The following is a 15,970-nucleotide window of genomic DNA, read 5'->3' as shown; positions in this document are numbered from 1 at the left end:
CCAACCGGATTACCTTTTCCGACTCCGGACCGGCTGGTTTTCTGTCCTTTAACCTTGAGCGCGTGAACTCATCCAGTCCCGGCATCGAACCCGAACTGCACGCGCGCCGCGCCGCTTCGTTCGGCGCGAGGGCCGCCGCCTATGCCGCGCATCGGCCCGACTATCCGGAAAAGGCACTGGCCTGGGGGCTCGCCGGCGCCCGGCACGCGCCGGAACGGGTACTGGACCTCGCGGCCGGCACCGGCAAGGTCAGCGAAGGGCTGCTCGCGCTGGGTGTCGAGGTCACCGCGGTGGAGCCGGACGACCAGATGCTCGCGGAACTGAAGAAGGCGCTCCCCTCCGTGACCCCGCTCATCGGGACGGCCGAGGAGATCCCGCTGCCCGGCGGTTCCGTGGACGCCGTGGTCGTCGGCCAGGCCGTCCACTGGTTCGACCTCGACCGGGCGTATCCGGAGATGGCCAGGGTGCTGAAACCGGGAGGTGTCGTGGCCGCGCTGTGGAACCACGACGACGAGTCGGCGGGCTGGCTCGCCGAGTTGAACACGTTGATCAAGACCTCGATGAGCAGGCGCTGGCTGAGCGACTACGAATCGTTGCCGGAACACGAGGCCTTCGAGCCGTTCGAGAAGAAGACGTTCGGCCACAAACAGCCGAGGACCGCGGAGACCCTGGTGGCGACTCTCGCCACCCATTCGCACATGCTGGTGGCCCCGGCGGAGGAACGCGAAGCCAAACTTCGCACGGCGCGGGAATTCCTCGACCGGAACCCGGAAACCGCCTCGGGGGAATTCGACCTGCCGATCACCACCACCGTCTTCCGGGCGCGTAAGCGATGACCGACTGGAAGGCGGCGTTCACCGCGACGTTCGGCGCTCCCGCGTCGGCGGTGTCCGCGCGGATCTGGGCCGAGGTGTACGGCGACGAGTACCCCGCCGAGCTGGACACCTACAGCTTCGTGACCCGGACGGACCTGCGCCGTATCGCGGCCGAAGCGCGACTCGAACCGGGCGGGCGGCTCGCCGACATCGGCTGCGGGCGCGGCGGTCCCGGGCTGTGGGTCGCCGCGCGGACCTACGCGACGCTCACCGGCGTCGACATCGCGGAGACGGCGCTGGCGTCGGCGCGGCGTCGCGCGGAGGCGATGGACATCGAAGCGACCGAGTTCCTGGTCGGCGATTTCCAGGACACGGGACTGGACGACGCGTCGTTCGAGGCGGTGATGAGCGTCGACGCGCTGCTGTTCGCGCCCGACAAGCGGCGTGCCTGCGCGGAGTTCGCGCGGATCCTCGTGCCTGGCGGGCGCCTGCTCGTCACGACCTGGGACTTCGACGGGCAACCGGTGAACCGGCCGCCCCAGGTGGCCGACCACCGGCCACTACTGGAAGCGGCGGGATTCGACGTCCTCTCCTACGAGGAGACGCCCGGCTGGCGGGCGCGGCAGCGGCGGACCGTGGAGCTGTCGCTCGAACGGCTGGAGGAACTGGCCGCGGAATCGGGGCAGGAACCGGCGCGGCTGCGGGCGAGCCTCGAGCAGACGCTGCGGAACCAGGACCTGATGACGCGGCGGGTCCTGATGATCGCTTCCCACCGCCGCGTTTAGTCCTCTGAATGCTGTAGTTGCACACGCAAGGACCGCATTCAGAGGACTAAACGCGGTGGTTGCGGTCGTAGACCAGCCGCAGGCCCAGCAACGTCAGGTCCGGGACGTGCTCGGTGATCGTCTCGGACTCGCCGAGCACCAGGGGCGCGAGGCCGCCCGTCGCGATCACCGCGACCGGATCCGCCCCGCCGGGCGAGAGCTCGCGTTTGATCCGCTTCACCAGGCCGTCGACCTGGCCGGCGAAACCGTAGAGGATGCCGGATTGCAGGCATTCCACGGTATTCTTCCCGATCACCGACCGCGGCGGCACCAGCTCCACCTTGCGCAGCGCCGCGGCCCGCGCGGCCAGCGCGTCGACCGAGATCTCGATGCCGGGCGCGAAGGCGCCACCGAGGAACTCGCCCTTGGCGGAGATGGCGTCCACATTGGTCGAAGTCCCGAAATCCACCACCACGCAAGCGGTGTCCGGGTGCAGATGGTGCGCGGCGAGGGTGTTCACCAGCCTGTCCGCGCCCACCTCCTTGGGGTTGTCGACCAGGAGTGGCACGCCGGTGCGCACCCCCGGCTCGACGACGATCTTCGGCACTTTGGCGTAGTACCGCGAAAGCATGACGCGCAGCTCCCGCAGCACGGCGGGAACCGTGGACAGCGCGCTGATCCCGGTGATCGCGTCCGCGTGTGAGCCGAGGAGGCCGCGCATGGTCAACGCGAGTTCGTCGGCGGTCATTCGCGCGTCGGTGCGCATGCGCCAGTCACCGATCAGCTCTCGGCCGTCGTACAGCCCGAGCACGATGTTGGTGTTGCCGACGTCGACCGTGAGCAGCAAGGGCTCAGCTTTCGGCGTGCAGCAGCGCGTCGAGACGGCGGGCGTCGGCGGTTTCGGCGACCGGGAAGGTCATCGTGTCGTCGTCGGCCAGCGTCACGGTGCCGCTCAGCAGACCGGAGCCCTCCGGCGCGTGCCCGGGGTTGGCGCCCTTCTCGACGATCCGGTTGTCCGCGTCGACGAAGACGACCCGCGGCCGGAACGCGGCCGCCTCGGCGTTCTCCATCTGCGCGTACGAAATGAGGATCACCAGATCGCCGGGGTGCACCAGATGCGCCGCGGCACCGTTGATGCCGAGCACCCCGCTGCCGCGTTCGCCCGCGATCACGTACGTTTCGAGCCGCGCGCCGTTCGTGACGTCCACAATGGACACCTGTTCGCCCGGCAGCAGATCCGCCGCGTCCATCAGGTCCTCGTCGACGGTCACCGAGCCGACGTAGTGGAGGTCGGCCTGGGTGACCGTCGCCCGGTGGATCTTCGATTTCAGCATCGTGCGGTACATCGTGGACTCTCCCTATTCCCCTGCGTCCAGCGCGTGTTCCGGATGGTCCGCGGCGGCGCCGAGCACCACCGGGACGTTGTCGATCAGCCGGGTACTCCCCACCCTGGCCGCGATCAGCAACCGCGCCTCACCGTCCACGGGCGCGGGCCCGAGGTCGGTTCCCCTCAATTCCAGATAATCGACCTCGACCGCGGGCCGCGCGGCGAGGGTCTGCCTGGCGGTCGCCAGCACGGCTTCCGCGCCGTCGCGTCCGACGAAGGCACCCGCCGTGAGTGCCGCCGACAACACGATCGCGTCCTCGCGCTGTTCCGGAGTCAGGTAGACGTTGCGCGAGGACAACGCCAGCCCGTCGCGTTCCCGGACCGTCGGCACCCCGATGACGCGGGTGTCGAAGTTCAGGTCACGCACCATCTTCCTGATCAGCACCAGCTGCTGGTAGTCCTTCTCCCCGAAGAAGGCGTAGTCCGGCCGCACGATGTTGAACAGTTTCGCCACCACGGTCAGCACGCCGGCGAAATGCCCCGGCCGCACCGCGCCTTCCAGCTCGTCGCCGAGCGCGCCGGGATGCACCGTGATGGTGGCACCGTCGGGATACAGATCCGACGCCTTGGGCAGGAAGCCCAGCTCGACTCCGTCCTCCTTCAGCACCTCGAGGTCCTTGTCCAGCGGACGCGGGTACGCCTCGAAGTCCTCGCCCTCCCCGAACTGCAGGGGGTTCACGAAGATCGACGTCGCGACGACCGTGTTCGGCAGCCGCTTCGCCCGGCGGATCAGCTCGCGGTGCCCCGCGTGCAGGGCGCCCATCGTGGGCACGAGCGCGACCTTGCGGCCGACGCCGTGCAGGGCACGCGTCACCTGGCTGACCTGCTCGGGCGGCTGGAAGGTGTGCAGCGTGCCTCGGGCGAATTTCGGTGTGGTCACTGGTTTTGCTGCCCTTCGGCGGGATCTGCTGGATCACTGAGGAGTTCGGTGAGCTCGGCGGCGGCCGAAGCGTCCAGGAGCCCGGCGGCGTCGCCACGCGCCAGCGTGCGCTTGGCCAGCGCGCGGTAGCTCGGGGCGATGTCGGGGCCACGTTCGGCCAGCACCGCGAGATGCTTGCGCACGGTGCCGAGATCACCACGGGCCACCGGCCCGGTGAGCGCCCGGTCCCCGTGTCGCAGAACATTATCCAACGCCGCCGACAACAACGGAGCCACCAGGCGTTCGGGCTGGGCGATTCCCGCCTCCCGCAACAGTTCCGCGCAGTCGGCGACCAGTGTCATCAGGTGGTTCGCGCCGTGTGCCAACGCCGCGTGATAGAGCGCCCGCGCCTCGTCAGGGACCCGGACGGGCTCCGCGCCCATCTCCACGGTCAGCGCCTCGCCGACGTTCCACGCCGCTTCGTCACCTTCTGTCGCCGTGACGCCGATACTGCAGGTGGCCAGCCTGTCGAGGTCTTCGGCGCGGCCGGTGAAGGTCATCACGGGGTGCAGCGCCAGCGGCAGCGCCCCGGCCTCGGCGGCGGGCGCGAGGACGTCGATACCGTGCGCGCCGGAGGTGTGCACGACGATCTGCCCCGGCCGGAGGGATCCGGTGGCGACGAAACCGCGCACCATCCCGGCGAGCGCGTCGTCCGGAAGGGCAAGCAGAACCAGGTCGGCACGGCGGGCGACCTCGTCAGGCGGCAGGAGGGGCACGTCGGGGAGCAGTTGCTCCGCCCGGCGCACCGAGGCGTCGGAAAGGCCCGAAGCGGCGACGACCGTGTGCCCGGCCCGGGTGAGCGCGGCGCCGACGACGCTGCCGACGCGCCCCGCGGAAACGACGCCGACGGCCAGGCGAGCGGGCCTCATCATGGCGTGCGCCAGTGGACGCTCATGGTCGAAAACTCCTCAACTCGTTCCAGTCCCGCTCTGCGGTCGCGGGTACCAGACGACGGCGCGAGGGTAACCCTCCGGCCCGCGTCTGAACCGGCCCCCGTGACCAGCTTCACCTGACAGTGGTCACCCGCGCGGCGCGCCGTCGGCCAGCCGCACGGCCTCGGCCCGCGACGTCTTGAGCACCTGGAGCAGCTCACGTTGCCGCTGTTTCGCGTCTTCGGTGAGCTTGCGTCCGCGCCGCAGGAACGCGAGCTCGGTCACGCTGGCCTGGTAGCGGCTGACGGCCTTCGCGGCCTCCCGCCCCGACTGCTTCCGCGCCTGTTTCCGCCACGACCGGCGTCCGGAGAGGCTGGCCAGCAGCGCGACCTCCGACGGGGCGATCCAGCGTGCGTCGACCATCATGGGCAGCGCCGCCGCGACGATCCGCTGCTCACGGCGTCGCTGCATGACCACCACCGAGAAGACCCCGATGAACAGCGGCACCATGATCAGGAAGTAGACGTTCAGGAAGGTCTTCGCGCCGCCGAGCAGCGCGGCACCGTTCCACAGCGCGTGAAGCAGCACCGCGACGATGTAACCGCCGATCGGCGCCAGGATCCGCAGCGAGCGCACCTTGCTGCTCGCGGCGACACCGAGCCCGATCCCGGTCATCACGGCGAACAGCGGATGGGTGAACGGCGAGAGCACACCGCGCAGGAAGAACGCCGCGAGCACACCGGCGCTCGTGCCGTCGCCGAAGCCGTGCTCGGCGAAGGCGCGGCCGAAGTAATAGATGTTCTCGGTGAAGGCGAAGCCCGCCGCGGTGAACCCGGCGTAGACGATGCCGTCCACGACGCCGTCGAACTCGATCGGGCGGCGCCACCACAACAGCAGGATGAAAGCGGCCTTCGCGGCCTCCTCGACCAGCGGCGCGGAGACCAGTCCGCTGATCTTGCCGCCGACGCCGGTGCCGAGCAGCAGGTCACCGACGGCCTCGGCACCGCTGTTGAGCAGCAGCGCGATGATCGTCGCGACACACGCGCCCCAGACGAAGGCCAGCAGCAGAAGCTTCGGCGGCTCCGGTTCCCAGCGGTCGACCCACAGGAACGCGGTGACCACCACGGCGACCGGGACCAGCGCCGCGAGCACGCCGATCCCCACCGCGAGCGGGCCGACCTTTTCGGTCACCGTGCCGAAGACGAACAGTCCGCACAGCGCGACGGCGATCAGCCCGAGCACCGGCAGCAGCACGGTGATCGACCGAGACCGGCGGGTCCGGCCGGAACCGGGCGCCGGGGAGGAAGGCTCGCTCACAGCGGGTCACCCTACCGTCGGTACGGGACACGAGCGGGACGTGGAGCTGAAGTTCGACACAGTACCGGCCACACGTGTGAACCCGTCCGGCCGAAGACCTGGCCCTGCCGACGCCGATCGCTGGTTCACCTGTCGGACGCGGTCAGTCTTCGGCGCGCCGCCTGCGCCGCGGAGTGGATTCGTTCGCGCCGTTGGCGGCGAGCAGATCCATCACCGACCGGCCGGAGGCGTGGGAACCCGCGGCGGAGTTCTCCGGACGGCTGTGCGAGGACCCGTTGCGGGACGACTCCTCGTCGTCCGGCTTCGCCCGCCTGCCGCCGTGACGGCCACCTGTGGACTCGGTGCTCTGCCAGGCCGGGGGCTCCCCGTCCGGACGACGGCGACGACCGCCACCGGTGGGCTCGGGGACGTTCGGGGCCGGGGTGAGCGAAACCGAGGAGTCTTCCGCCGCGCGACGACGGCGTCCGCCGCCGCCGTTCTGCGCCAGGCGGATCTCTTCGGGCAGCGTCGGGTTGACCGCGGGCGGCTCCTCGGCGGGCGGCGAGCTGTGCCGCGACGGCGCCTCGGCCGCCGGACGGCGCACCGGTTCGGGCTCCGGCTTCCGCACGGGCTCGGCCCGGCGAGGCGGCTCGGACACGGCCGGGATCGACGGCGGCGTCGGCGGCTCCGGCTCACGGCGCGGCTCCGGCCTCGGCTCGGGCCGGGGCAGGGAGACCGAGGGCTGGGGCTTCGGCGGCGGCGTGGGACGCGGCCGGCCCTGGAAGTCGTCCTTCCTGGGGAACGCCGCGCTCAGGTCGGAGACCGGGCGCTCCTGCGTCCACGACGGCTTCCACTCGCCGGTGGCCTCCATCGGCTCCGGCGCGGCGGGCTTGTTCGCGGGCGGCGGCGTGCCGCCGGCCGGACTGGACCGCTCGACCGGCTTCATACCGGGGCGGGTCAGGCCGAGCTCGCGGTTCGGGCGGGGACGGTCCGGCTCGACCTTCTTGACCGGCTTCGCCTGCGCGGGGGGCTTCACCGGCGGCGTCTGCTTGCGGGTCTGCTCCTCGGGCCGCGTCGCGGGAGGACGCTGCACGGTGCCGGCGTCGAGCCGCTGCTGCAGCGAAGACTGCTGCGGGCGGCGGGGCGGTTCGTTGCGCTGGGGTTCCGGGCGCTGGGGCTGCCGGGCGACGGTGGGCATCGACGGCTGCGAGACCTCCGCGCGCGACACACCCGGCATGGACGGGCGGGACACCTCGGCCGGGGTCACCGGCGGCGGGGTCTTGCGCTGGGGGTCGACCCTCGGCATCGGCCGGGAGACCTCGGCGGGCGACATCCCGGGGTTCGACATCTCGAGCCGCTCGCGACGGGCGGCTTCGGCGGCGAGTGCTTCGGCCGCCTTCGAGGCGCGGGCGTCCGCCTTGCGCATACTGCGGCGAGTCGACTCGTCGACCGGCTTCGGCCGCTGGACCTGATTGCTCTGGCCGTAGCCGTTGGTGCCGTTGACCTGGCCGTTCGCCGGTTTGCGGCGAGCGGCGGGCGGTGTCCCGGCCCGCGCGGAGGCGGGCTCGAGGACGCGGTCGATCATCTCGGTCGGGCGGTCGCGCTCACGCTCGTCGACGTCGATCGTGGTGCTTTTGGCCGCCATGAGCTGGGGTTTTCCGTTGCCGTTCTCGGACCCGGCGCTCATCAGCTGCTTGTTGTCGAGGGACCGCATCCGGGTGGCTTGCGCGGTGAGCGCGACGCGTTCGAGGAGGACCTCGCCGCCGAAGAGCGACTGGAGGCTTTCACGCAGAGCGCTCACCTCGGCTCTGAGCGCTTCGAGCTCTTCCTGGGAGCGGCTCTCGGCGGCCTGCCTGGTCTCCGCCTCGATTTCGAGCTCGAACTCGCGACGGGCGGCGATCTCGCGTTCCAGCTCCAGCTCGTAGACGGCCTGCGCCTCGGCGACGGCGTCCTCGCTCTGTGACACGTGCTTGCGGTAGCGGACCGCCAGGAACGCACCGATCAAGGCGGCCCACAGCGCCGCGACGATACCCAGACGCAAGTAGCGGAGGTCGTCGGAAAGCACCAATGCGAGAGTCGCGCCGACGGCGAGAACCAAGCCGACGACAAGCCACGGCCTACCCGCAAGGCGGCCGCGCGAGTCGTCACCCACCCCGGTCATGCCCAACACCGTACCTTCTAGTAATCCGAACGAGACCTAGTCGGTACTTCGAGCGGTGGCTCCCGAGCGTTAACCGGTCGGCGCGGGATCGCTGTCCCGATCACCGCCCTCGGGGGTCCGGCAGCAGTGTTCGAGCCATAAAGCCGCAGCTACCAGCGCCGCCGAGCTGACGATCCCGACCGTCGCCGAGCGGAGATCACCGCTCGCCGCGAGGAGTTCGTCACGTCGCGGAAAAAGATACGCGAAAGCCGCGAGCCAGACGCCCGTCATGGCGGATCCGGCGAGCGAAGAGGCCTTGGCGAGGGCCACCGATCGGGCGACGGAGATCGCGGCGAGCACGCGGCCCTCCTTGATCCGCGACCGGATGATGAAGGCGAGCACGAACTCGCAGAGCGCGAGGACGAGCAGCGTGACTCCGGCGAAGAGCGGAAGCGCGGGGATGGATCCGTAGGCGACCTGGAAGACCAGATAGGCCAGGACCAGACCCAGGAGGCCGGCCACCGCCAGCTCACGTGGCCGGGTGAAGTGCATGGTCCAACGCTACCTGGCAGGCTTGACTCTCCACCAACTGGAGAGTCGACGATGAAGCATATGGGCACCGCAGCGGTTTTCACCATCGGGGAGCTGGCCAAACGGACCGGCCTGCCGGTGAAGACCATCCGCTTCTACTCCGACGAGGGGCTCCTGCCCCCGACCGACCGCACCAGCTCCGGCTACCGGCTCTACGACGCCACCGCGATGGCGCGCCTCGAGCTGGTCCGGACGCTGCGGGAGCTCGGGCTCGGCCTCGCCGACGTGGAGCGGGCGCTGACCAGGGAAGCGACCATCGGGGACCTCGCGGTCCAGCACGTCGCCGCCCTGGACGAGCAGATCCGGCGGCTGAAGCTGCGCCGGGCGGTCCTGCGAGCGGTGGCCAAACGGGATTCACCACTGGAGGAGGTCGAACTGATGAACAAACTCGCGTCGATGTCGGACGAAGACCGCAAACGTTTGCTCGACCAGTTCTGGGCGGACATGGTCGAAGGGCTCGAACTGGATCCGGAGTTCTACGAGCGGATGCGCTCGGCGAAACCGGAACTGCCCGACGACCCGACGCCCGAGCAGCTGGAGGCCTGGATCGAGTTCGCCGAACTCGTGCAGGACGAGGAGTTCCGCGCGTCCATCCGGCGGATGAGCGAGTGGCACTCGCAGCTCCGGAAGCAGGACGGAGCGGACTTCGGCGCGAAGCAGCAGGAGCTGTGGATGGCGTGGAGCGCGAAGGCGACCGAAGCGCTCGAAGCCGGCCTCGCGCCCGACTCGGCCGAGGGCCGGGAGCTGGCGGAGACGATCTTCACGCAGTCTTCGCGGAACGGCCAGGACCCGGCCGACCCCGCCTGGCGGAAGCGGCTGACCGACGGGATGGCGATCAGCTCCGACCCGCGCGCCGAGCGGTACTGGATGCTGCTGGGGAGGATCAACGGCTGGCCGTCGTTCCCCTCGCAGATGGCGCAGGCCGAGTGGATCATCGCCGCCCTGCGCTCCGCGCTGGGGTAGCAAGGGACCTTTGCTACCACCCGCGGCTCGCCGCGCACTTAGTCCTCCGCATGCGGTGGTTCGTGGCGCGAACTACCGCATTCAGAGGACGAAATGCGGGGGTCAGGCGAGGGGCAGGGACGTGAGCCGGACGGAATCGCGGTCCGCAGGGGGGCGGGCGGCGAGGAGGTCGGCGACCGGACCGTGGCCGGGGAGCACCGCATCGGGCTCGATCTCCAGCCAGGGGATCAGCACGCTCGCGCGCTCCGGCGTGCCGGGATGAGGAAGCAGCAACCGGGGGTCATCGGAGCGCACCCCGTCCACGGTCACTATGTCGACATCCAGCGTGCGCGGGCCCCACCGGCGTTCGCGCACGCGCTCCGCCGCCTGCTCGGCGTCCTGCCCGGTGCGCAGCCAGTCCCAGTGATCCCGCGCCGGGTCGTCGACCAGGACCACGGCGTTGAGGAAGTCCGGCTGGTCCTCGACGCCCCACGCCTTCGTCTCGTAGACCGACGACACCGCGACGACCGCGGGCCGGACCGCGTCGACGGCGGCCTGAAGGAACGCGAGCCGATCCCCGAGGTTGGAACCGAGCGAGAGCAGCGCGCGGCTCATCGCTCCCGCCGTCTCTGTGAGTGCGCGCAGCGCACGATCGGAGACTTCACCGCGCGCGCCCTCTTTCGCGGCCGCCGGGCCGCCCGAAAACGCGTTGCCGGGGCGCCGGTCATGTCGGCCGCCGGGGTGACTCCGGGCCGCGCCCCGTCTGCGCGTTTTCGTCAGCGCGCGCAGAAAACACCGTGACGGCGACGTCGTCGAAGTTCAGCGGGATCGGCGCGGACGGCTTGTGCACTGTCACCTCGACGGCGGTCAGCCGCTCGTCGCGCAGCACCTCGTCGGCGATCTTCCCGGCGACACTCTCGATGAGGTCGTACGGCTCGCCCGCCACGATCCCGGCCGCGAGTTCCGCGAGTTCGCCGTAGTGCAGCGTCTTGGTCAGGTCGTCGGACGCGGCGGCCGGGCCGAGGTCCAGCCACACCACGATGTCGACGACGAACTCCTGCCCGTCCCGCTTCTCGTGGTCGAAGACCCCGTGCCTGCCGAAGACCCGCAATCCGGTCAACGTGATCCGGTCAGACAACAGGACTCCCCTTCCGCCAAGCCGCCGCGACGGTCACCGCGTCGATACTCGCGCCGACCTCGTGCACCCGCACACCCCAGGCGCCGGCCGCCGCGGCGAGCGCGGACACGGCCGCGGTCGCGTTCTCGCGGCCGTCCGGCGGAGCGGGTTTTCCGTCCTTTCCGGACAAAAGGCGCCCGAGGAACCGTTTGCGCGACGCGCCGACGAGAACCGGGAAACCCAATGACAGGAAGGAATCCAGGCCGTTCAACAAGGCCCAGTCGTGTTCGGCGTTCTTCGCGAACCCGAGCCCAGGGTCGAGCACGATCGCGCCGCCGTCGACACCCGCGGCGAGCGCTTCGTCCACTCGGGACAGCAGTTCGGCGCGCACGTCCACGACGACGTCCTCATAGGACGCCAGCGCGTTCATGTCCTTGCTGTGCCCACGCCAGTGCATCAGGACATACGGGACACCGGTCTCGGCGGCGACCTTCGCCATGTTCGGATCGGCCAGCCCGCCGGAGACGTCGTTGATGACGGACGCGCCGGCCTCGACCGCGGCGAGGGCGACCTCGGCCCGCGTGGTGTCCACGGACATCGCGATCCCGTCGGCGGCGAGCGCGCGAATCACCGGCATGATCCGGGAAATCTCGGTCTCGGCGTCCACCCGGGACGCTCCCGGCCGCGTCGACTCCCCGCCGACGTCGATCAGATCCGCGCCGCGCGCCCACATCTCGCGCGCGTGCTCCAGCGCCTGCTCGACCCCGAGATAGCGGCCACCGTCCGAAAAGGAATCGGGGGTGACGTTCAGAATCCCCATCACCGCGCACCGTCCGGGCCGGGGCAGGGCGGTCATCGACGGCCCTTGATCAGATCCAGCGCCTCCGCCCGCGAGGACGCCGAAGTCTGCAACAGACCGCGCACGGCCGACGTCGTCGTCCGGGCTCCGGGCTTGCGGATGCCACGCATGGCCATGCAGAGATGTTCGGCCTCGACCACGACGATCGCGCCGCGGGGCGCGAGTTTGCGCATGAGCGCGTCGGCGACCTGGGAAGTGATGCGTTCCTGGACCTGGGGACGCTTGGCGTAGAGATCGACAAGGCGAGCCAGTTTGGACAGGCCGGTGACCTTGCCGTGCTCATTGGGGATGTAGCCGACATGGGCGACGCCATGGAATGACAACAAGTGGTGTTCACAGGTGCTGAACATCGGGATGTCCGTCACGAGCACGAGTTCTTCGTGTGCCTCGTCGAACGTGCGGTCCAGGACGTGGTCCGGTTCGGTGTAGAGCCCGGCGAACATTTCCCGGTAAGCGCGAGCGACCCGGGCCGGGGTCTCCAAGAGACCGTCCCGGTCCGGGTCCTCTCCACAGGCGAGCAGGAGTTCGCGTACGGCCTTCTCGGCCCGGTCCTGGTCGAAGACCGGGCTTGCGCCGTTACCGCTTGGTGTCGTCCTGTCCGTCGTCACGCCGTTGCTGTCCTTCGTCCTGCTGACCGCCGGGCTGGTCAGGGAACCAGCCTTCACGCGGGCGGTCTTCGGCGGGACGCCAGGGCTGGTTCGGCTGGCCGCCCGGCTGCGTGGCCGGGGTCCATCCGGGAGGAGCCCCGTAGTTCGGCGGGCCGCCTACGGGCCCACCCTGGTAACCGCCTGCCGGTCCGCCCGGCTGCTGCCCACCATATGCCTGGGGCCAGTGACCGGTGCCGTTCGGCCCACCGTTGGGGCGACCACCGTTGGGGTAGGCGCCCGGCGGCGGAGGAGCGTAGGGGTTGGCGTTCGGGTCCGGCGGCGCGTACGGCGGGCCACCGGGAAGGTCGCCGCCGCCCTGCGCGGTGCCGACCGGGGTCGGCGCCGGCTGCAGCACCGGCTGCTCCTTCTTCTCCTCCGGCGGGGGCCACGGCTCGCCGCGCTCCATGGCCAGCTCGCCGGGGGTCTTGATCGGCGGCTTGTCGGACGGCTTCCGGTCGCCGAACTCGTTGAAGATGGTGATGTGCGGGCGCTTCTCGACGGTCGCGAAGATCCGCTCGAGGTCCTTGCGGGTCAGCGTCTCCTTCTCGAGGAGCTCGATGACCAGCTCGTCCAGCACGTCGCGGTAGGTGCTCAGCACGTGCCACGCCTCGGTGTGCGCGGTCTCGATGAGCTTGCGCACCTCCTCGTCGATCTCGTGCGCGACTTCCAGGGAGTAGTCCGCCTGGCGGCCCGCCGAGCGGCCGAGGAACGGGTCGCCCTGTTCCTGGCCGTACTTGACCGCGCCGAGCCGGGCGCTCATACCGTATTCGGTGACCATCGCGCGGGCGATCTTCGTCGCCTGCTCGATGTCGGAGGAGGCACCGGTGGTGGGCTCGTGGAAGACGAGTTCCTCCGCCGTCCGGCCGCCCATCGCGAAGACCAGGCGCCCGATCATCTCCGAGCGGGTCATCAACTCCTTGTCGTCCTCCGGGACGAGCAGGGCGTGACCGCCGGTGCGCCCGCGCGGCAGGATCGTCAGCTTGTAGACCGGTTCGATATCCGGCATCGCCCACGCGGCGAGCGCGTGCCCGCCCTCGTGGTAGGCCGTGATCTTCTTCTCCTTCTCGGAGATGATCCGGCTCTTGCGGGCGGGGCCGCCGACGACGCGGTCGACGGACTCCTCCAGCGCGGCGTCGGTGATCACGTGCCCGTTCTGGCGGGCGGTGAGCAGCGCTGCCTCGTTGAGCACGTTCGCCAGGTCCGCGCCGGACATGCCGACGGTCCGCTTGGCGAGGCTGCCCAGGTCGGTGCCCTGCGCGATCGGCTTGCCCTTGGCGTGCACCTCGAGGATCGCCTTGCGGCCGCGCATATCCGGCGCGGACACCGGGATCTGGCGGTCGAAGCGGCCGGGACGCAGGAGCGCCGGGTCGAGGATGTCGGGACGGTTGGTCGCGGCGATCAGGATGATGCCGCCGCGCGCGTCGAAGCCGTCCATCTCGACGAGGAGCTGGTTCAGCGTCTGCTCGCGTTCGTCATGGCCGCCGCCGAGGCCGGCGCCGCGCTGGCGGCCGACCGCGTCGATCTCATCGACGAAGATGATGCAGGGCGCGTTCTGCTTGGCCTGCTCGAACAGGTCGCGGACTCGCGAGGCGCCGACACCGACGAACATCTCGACGAAGTCGGAACCGGAGATCGTGTAGAACGGCACGCCCGCCTCGCCGGCGACGGCTCGGGCGAGCAGCGTCTTACCGGTACCGGGCGGCCCGTAGAGCAGGACGCCCTTGGGGATCTTCGCGCCGAGCGCCTGGTAGCGCGCCGGGTTCTGCAGGAAGTCCTTGATCTCGTACAGCTCTTCGACGGCCTCGTCGGCGCCCGCGACGTCCCCGAAGGTCGTCTTGGGCATGTCCTTGTTGAGCTGCTTGGCCTTCGACTTGCCGAAGTTGAGGACGCGGTTCCCGCCGCCCTGGGCGTTGTTCATCATCCACATCAGCAGGCCCAGCACCAGCGCCAGCGGGATGGCGAAGATCAGGATCTGGGTGAGGACGTTCTGCTGGGTGACCTTGGTGGTGAACTTGACCGGGTTGTCACCGCTCTTGAGGCCGATGAGCTGGCCGTAGATGGTGCCCGCGACGTTCGCCGGGTACTGCGCGATGATCTGGTCGACCTGCTGGCCGTCGACCTCGATCTTCTTGTTCAGCAGCAGCTTGATCTGCTGCTCCTTGTCCTCTTGCGAGGCTTCCTTGACGTTGTTCGCGGTGATCTGCTGGTTCGCGATCGAGATCGGCACCTGGGTGTAGCCACGATCACTGTCGAAGATCGTGTTGTATGCGAGAAACGCCAGTACCGCCGCGAGAATCCAGAGCACTGGGTTCTTGAGCACGCTCTTCCGGTTCATACGACTCGGCCCTGGTGGCCTCGACCCTTCCTGGTTGGGCGGCTCCTGTGATACCCGCCATCACGATCTTGACGACCCATGGTGCTCCGACACCCGCCCCTCAGGATACCGCCCGCCTGGACGGATGAGGGTGGTGAGCCTCTCGGACGTAAACGGCGGACGTCGCGCGAGGGTTCCCGGAGCGGGACCCTACCGTGTGTCGACCGCCACACCGGCGGCCATTTCGCCCAGCCGCATTCGGAGTGTCTTGACGTCGGCAGGCGAGACGGTGACCCACTCGCGTCCGTCGGGACCGGCCTGTGACGTGCTGAGATAGCGGCCGCTGGCGGTGTCGAACCAGCCGAGGACCCGGGACCGCTGCTTGGCGCCCACGTGGGACCGGCTGTTCGCTGCGAGCTGACCGCCGCGCAGCCTCGGCTGGCCGGTGAGCTTGCCGAACGCCTCGCGCGGGTCCGCGGTGATGCGTTCACTGAGCGAGACACGCGGCTTGTCCTTGCGGCGGGGCTTCGCCGCTTCGGGCTCCTCGGCCTGCTTCGTCGGGTTGATGGCGGCGCGAATCGGCTCGGTGCGGCGGGCGTCGTCGATCGGCAGCGTGACGGACGCCTCCGAGCCGCGCTGCCCGGGGGGCAGCAGGTCGACGACCGCCGTCGGGAGCCCGTCGGCGGGTGCCTCACGCAGCCAGATCCCGGACTGGTCCTGGATCGCGATCACCGCGTCGCGGCCGTCGGTGGCGCCGAGCACGGCGATGGTCGGGGCCTGGAATTCGGGGATGTGCAGGGCGTCGATGGTCAGCGAACCGCGGGCGAGGAGATACAGCCAGTCCTCGATCCTCCGCTCCAGCCTTCCCCGGCCGTCGCGGATTCCGCGGGCCTGGAGTTCGTTGTCGACGCGCTGGCGCAGCGCCCGGCGCTCGAGCTCGGTCGCGCCGTGCGACCGGACGCGCAGCGGGTACGGCAGGTCGCCGAGCTCGGCGGACTCCCAGAGGAAGTCGAACGCCATCGGTGTGAAGTGTTCCTGGTGCATGTGCTCCGTGCCCTCCCGGCACCTCGGCTTCATGGGCCTCGGGACGCCCAGAGGTTCACGATAGCGAAGGGGTACGACGGTCGGCGGCCGGATCGGCCGATCATCGACGACCGGCACACGGCCGCGGCTCCGGAACCCGGTTCCCGGCAAAGTCGGATGGCTGCGGTGGTCGTGGGGGGGGGGTTGGGGTTTCCCCCCCACCCCCCCCCCCCACCCCCCCCACCCGCCCACCCCCACAACCCTTTCCGGGAGGGTTTCTTGGC

General features: G+C 70.1%; 16 protein-coding genes. 3 read left to right on the top strand and 13 right to left on the bottom strand.

The window, feature by feature from the left end; all coding sequences use genetic code 11:
• Positions 1-62 precede the first annotated feature (62 nt).
• Together AC069I_RS09260 and AC069I_RS09255 are read left to right on the top strand one after the other, a co-directional pair.
• Positions 63-836 (top strand): class I SAM-dependent methyltransferase, encoded by a 774-nt coding sequence (locus AC069I_RS09260; protein WP_478229257.1) that lies wholly within the window; start codon positions 63-65, stop codon positions 834-836.
• Positions 833-1,600 carry a class I SAM-dependent methyltransferase gene (locus AC069I_RS09255; protein ID WP_478265117.1) on the top strand — a complete coding sequence of 256 codons (768 nt, stop codon included), beginning with the start codon at positions 833-835 and terminating at the stop codon, positions 1,598-1,600. The genes AC069I_RS09260 and AC069I_RS09255 overlap by 4 nt, the downstream gene beginning before the upstream one ends.
• A 46-nt stretch (positions 1,601-1,646) precedes the next feature.
• Here AC069I_RS09255 and AC069I_RS09250 read toward each other — a convergent pair whose 3' ends face one another.
• The 7 genes from AC069I_RS09250 to AC069I_RS09220 all read right to left on the bottom strand — a co-directional run bounded on the left by AC069I_RS09250 (position 1,647) and on the right by AC069I_RS09220 (position 8,745).
• Complete coding sequence (locus AC069I_RS09250) at positions 1,647-2,426, bottom strand: type III pantothenate kinase (protein ID WP_340685363.1); 780 nt, start codon at positions 2,424-2,426, stop codon at positions 1,647-1,649.
• Positions 2,427-2,430: 4 nt separating this feature from the next.
• Positions 2,431-2,925 (bottom strand): aspartate 1-decarboxylase, encoded by a 495-nt coding sequence (panD, locus tag AC069I_RS09245; protein WP_016337767.1) that lies wholly within the window; start codon positions 2,923-2,925, stop codon positions 2,431-2,433.
• A gap of 12 nt (positions 2,926-2,937) precedes the next feature.
• Complete coding sequence (panC, locus tag AC069I_RS09240; protein WP_478265116.1) at positions 2,938-3,846, bottom strand: pantoate--beta-alanine ligase; 909 nt, start codon at positions 3,844-3,846, stop codon at positions 2,938-2,940.
• The gene (locus AC069I_RS09235) at positions 3,843-4,769 is read right to left on the bottom strand and encodes a Rossmann-like and DUF2520 domain-containing protein (protein WP_478229322.1); all 927 of its coding nucleotides are present in this window, start codon (positions 4,767-4,769) and stop codon (positions 3,843-3,845) included. The genes panC and AC069I_RS09235 overlap by 4 nt, the downstream gene beginning before the upstream one ends.
• 135 nt (positions 4,770-4,904) lie before the next feature.
• Entirely contained in the window at positions 4,905-6,074 is a 1,170-nt protein-coding gene (locus AC069I_RS09230) for a PrsW family intramembrane metalloprotease (protein WP_478265115.1), read from the bottom strand.
• Positions 6,075-6,216: 142 nt separating this feature from the next.
• On the bottom strand, positions 6,217-8,214 hold the full coding sequence (locus tag AC069I_RS09225; RefSeq protein WP_478265114.1) for a DUF6779 domain-containing protein: 1,998 nt from the start codon (positions 8,212-8,214) through the stop codon (positions 6,217-6,219).
• A gap of 69 nt (positions 8,215-8,283) precedes the next feature.
• Positions 8,284-8,745 (bottom strand): DUF3180 domain-containing protein, encoded by a 462-nt coding sequence (locus tag AC069I_RS09220; RefSeq protein WP_478229252.1) that lies wholly within the window; start codon positions 8,743-8,745, stop codon positions 8,284-8,286.
• A gap of 60 nt (positions 8,746-8,805) precedes the next feature.
• Between AC069I_RS09220 and AC069I_RS09215 the strand changes: the two genes are divergently transcribed.
• Positions 8,806-9,747, top strand: coding sequence for a MerR family transcriptional regulator (locus AC069I_RS09215; protein WP_478265113.1), 942 nt, complete (start codon positions 8,806-8,808; stop codon positions 9,745-9,747).
• A gap of 102 nt (positions 9,748-9,849) precedes the next feature.
• Here the strand turns inward: AC069I_RS09215 and folK are convergent, their stop codons facing one another.
• The 6 genes from folK to AC069I_RS09185 form a co-directional block, all read right to left on the bottom strand.
• Entirely contained in the window at positions 9,850-10,341 is a 492-nt protein-coding gene (folK, locus tag AC069I_RS09210; protein ID WP_478229250.1) for a 2-amino-4-hydroxy-6-hydroxymethyldihydropteridine diphosphokinase, read from the bottom strand.
• 109 nt (positions 10,342-10,450) lie between these two features.
• Entirely contained in the window at positions 10,451-10,864 is a 414-nt protein-coding gene (folB, locus tag AC069I_RS09205) for a dihydroneopterin aldolase (protein WP_478229249.1), read from the bottom strand.
• On the bottom strand, positions 10,857-11,699 hold the full coding sequence (gene folP, locus AC069I_RS09200) for a dihydropteroate synthase (RefSeq protein WP_478229248.1): 843 nt from the start codon (positions 11,697-11,699) through the stop codon (positions 10,857-10,859). The genes folB and folP overlap by 8 nt, the downstream gene beginning before the upstream one ends.
• Positions 11,696-12,310 carry a GTP cyclohydrolase I FolE gene (folE, locus tag AC069I_RS09195; protein WP_478229247.1) on the bottom strand — a complete coding sequence of 205 codons (615 nt, stop codon included), beginning with the start codon at positions 12,308-12,310 and terminating at the stop codon, positions 11,696-11,698. The genes folP and folE overlap by 4 nt, the downstream gene beginning before the upstream one ends.
• On the bottom strand, positions 12,279-14,684 hold the full coding sequence (ftsH, locus tag AC069I_RS09190) for an ATP-dependent zinc metalloprotease FtsH (RefSeq protein ID WP_478229246.1): 2,406 nt from the start codon (positions 14,682-14,684) through the stop codon (positions 12,279-12,281). The genes folE and ftsH overlap by 32 nt, the downstream gene beginning before the upstream one ends.
• A gap of 189 nt (positions 14,685-14,873) precedes the next feature.
• The gene (locus AC069I_RS09185) at positions 14,874-15,707 is read right to left on the bottom strand and encodes an ESX secretion-associated protein EspG (RefSeq protein ID WP_478229245.1); all 834 of its coding nucleotides are present in this window, start codon (positions 15,705-15,707) and stop codon (positions 14,874-14,876) included.
• Positions 15,708-15,970 lie beyond the last annotated feature (263 nt).

The sequence above is a fragment of the Amycolatopsis sp. NPDC043885 genome (assembly GCF_056435685.1).
Note: the sequence above shows the minus strand (reverse complement) of the source record. Positions and strands in the feature narration are given on the sequence as shown.

Coding starts and splice junctions, on each gene's coding strand:
- AC069I_RS09255 (WP_478265117.1), top strand. CDS start 833: ATGACCGACTGGAAGGCGGCGTTCACCGCGACGTTCGGCGCTCCCGCG.
- panD (WP_016337767.1), bottom strand. CDS start 2,925: ATGTACCGCACGATGCTGAAATCGAAGATCCACCGGGCGACGGTCACC.
- AC069I_RS09225 (WP_478265114.1), bottom strand. CDS start 8,214: ATGACCGGGGTGGGTGACGACTCGCGCGGCCGCCTTGCGGGTAGGCCG.
- AC069I_RS09220 (WP_478229252.1), bottom strand. CDS start 8,745: ATGCACTTCACCCGGCCACGTGAGCTGGCGGTGGCCGGCCTCCTGGGT.
- AC069I_RS09215 (WP_478265113.1), top strand. CDS start 8,806: ATGGGCACCGCAGCGGTTTTCACCATCGGGGAGCTGGCCAAACGGACC.
- folK (WP_478229250.1), bottom strand. CDS start 10,341: ATGAGCCGCGCGCTGCTCTCGCTCGGTTCCAACCTCGGGGATCGGCTC.
- folP (WP_478229248.1), bottom strand. CDS start 11,699: ATGACCGCCCTGCCCCGGCCCGGACGGTGCGCGGTGATGGGGATTCTG.
- ftsH (WP_478229246.1), bottom strand. CDS start 14,684: ATGAACCGGAAGAGCGTGCTCAAGAACCCAGTGCTCTGGATTCTCGCG.
- AC069I_RS09185 (WP_478229245.1), bottom strand. CDS start 15,707: ATGCACCAGGAACACTTCACACCGATGGCGTTCGACTTCCTCTGGGAG.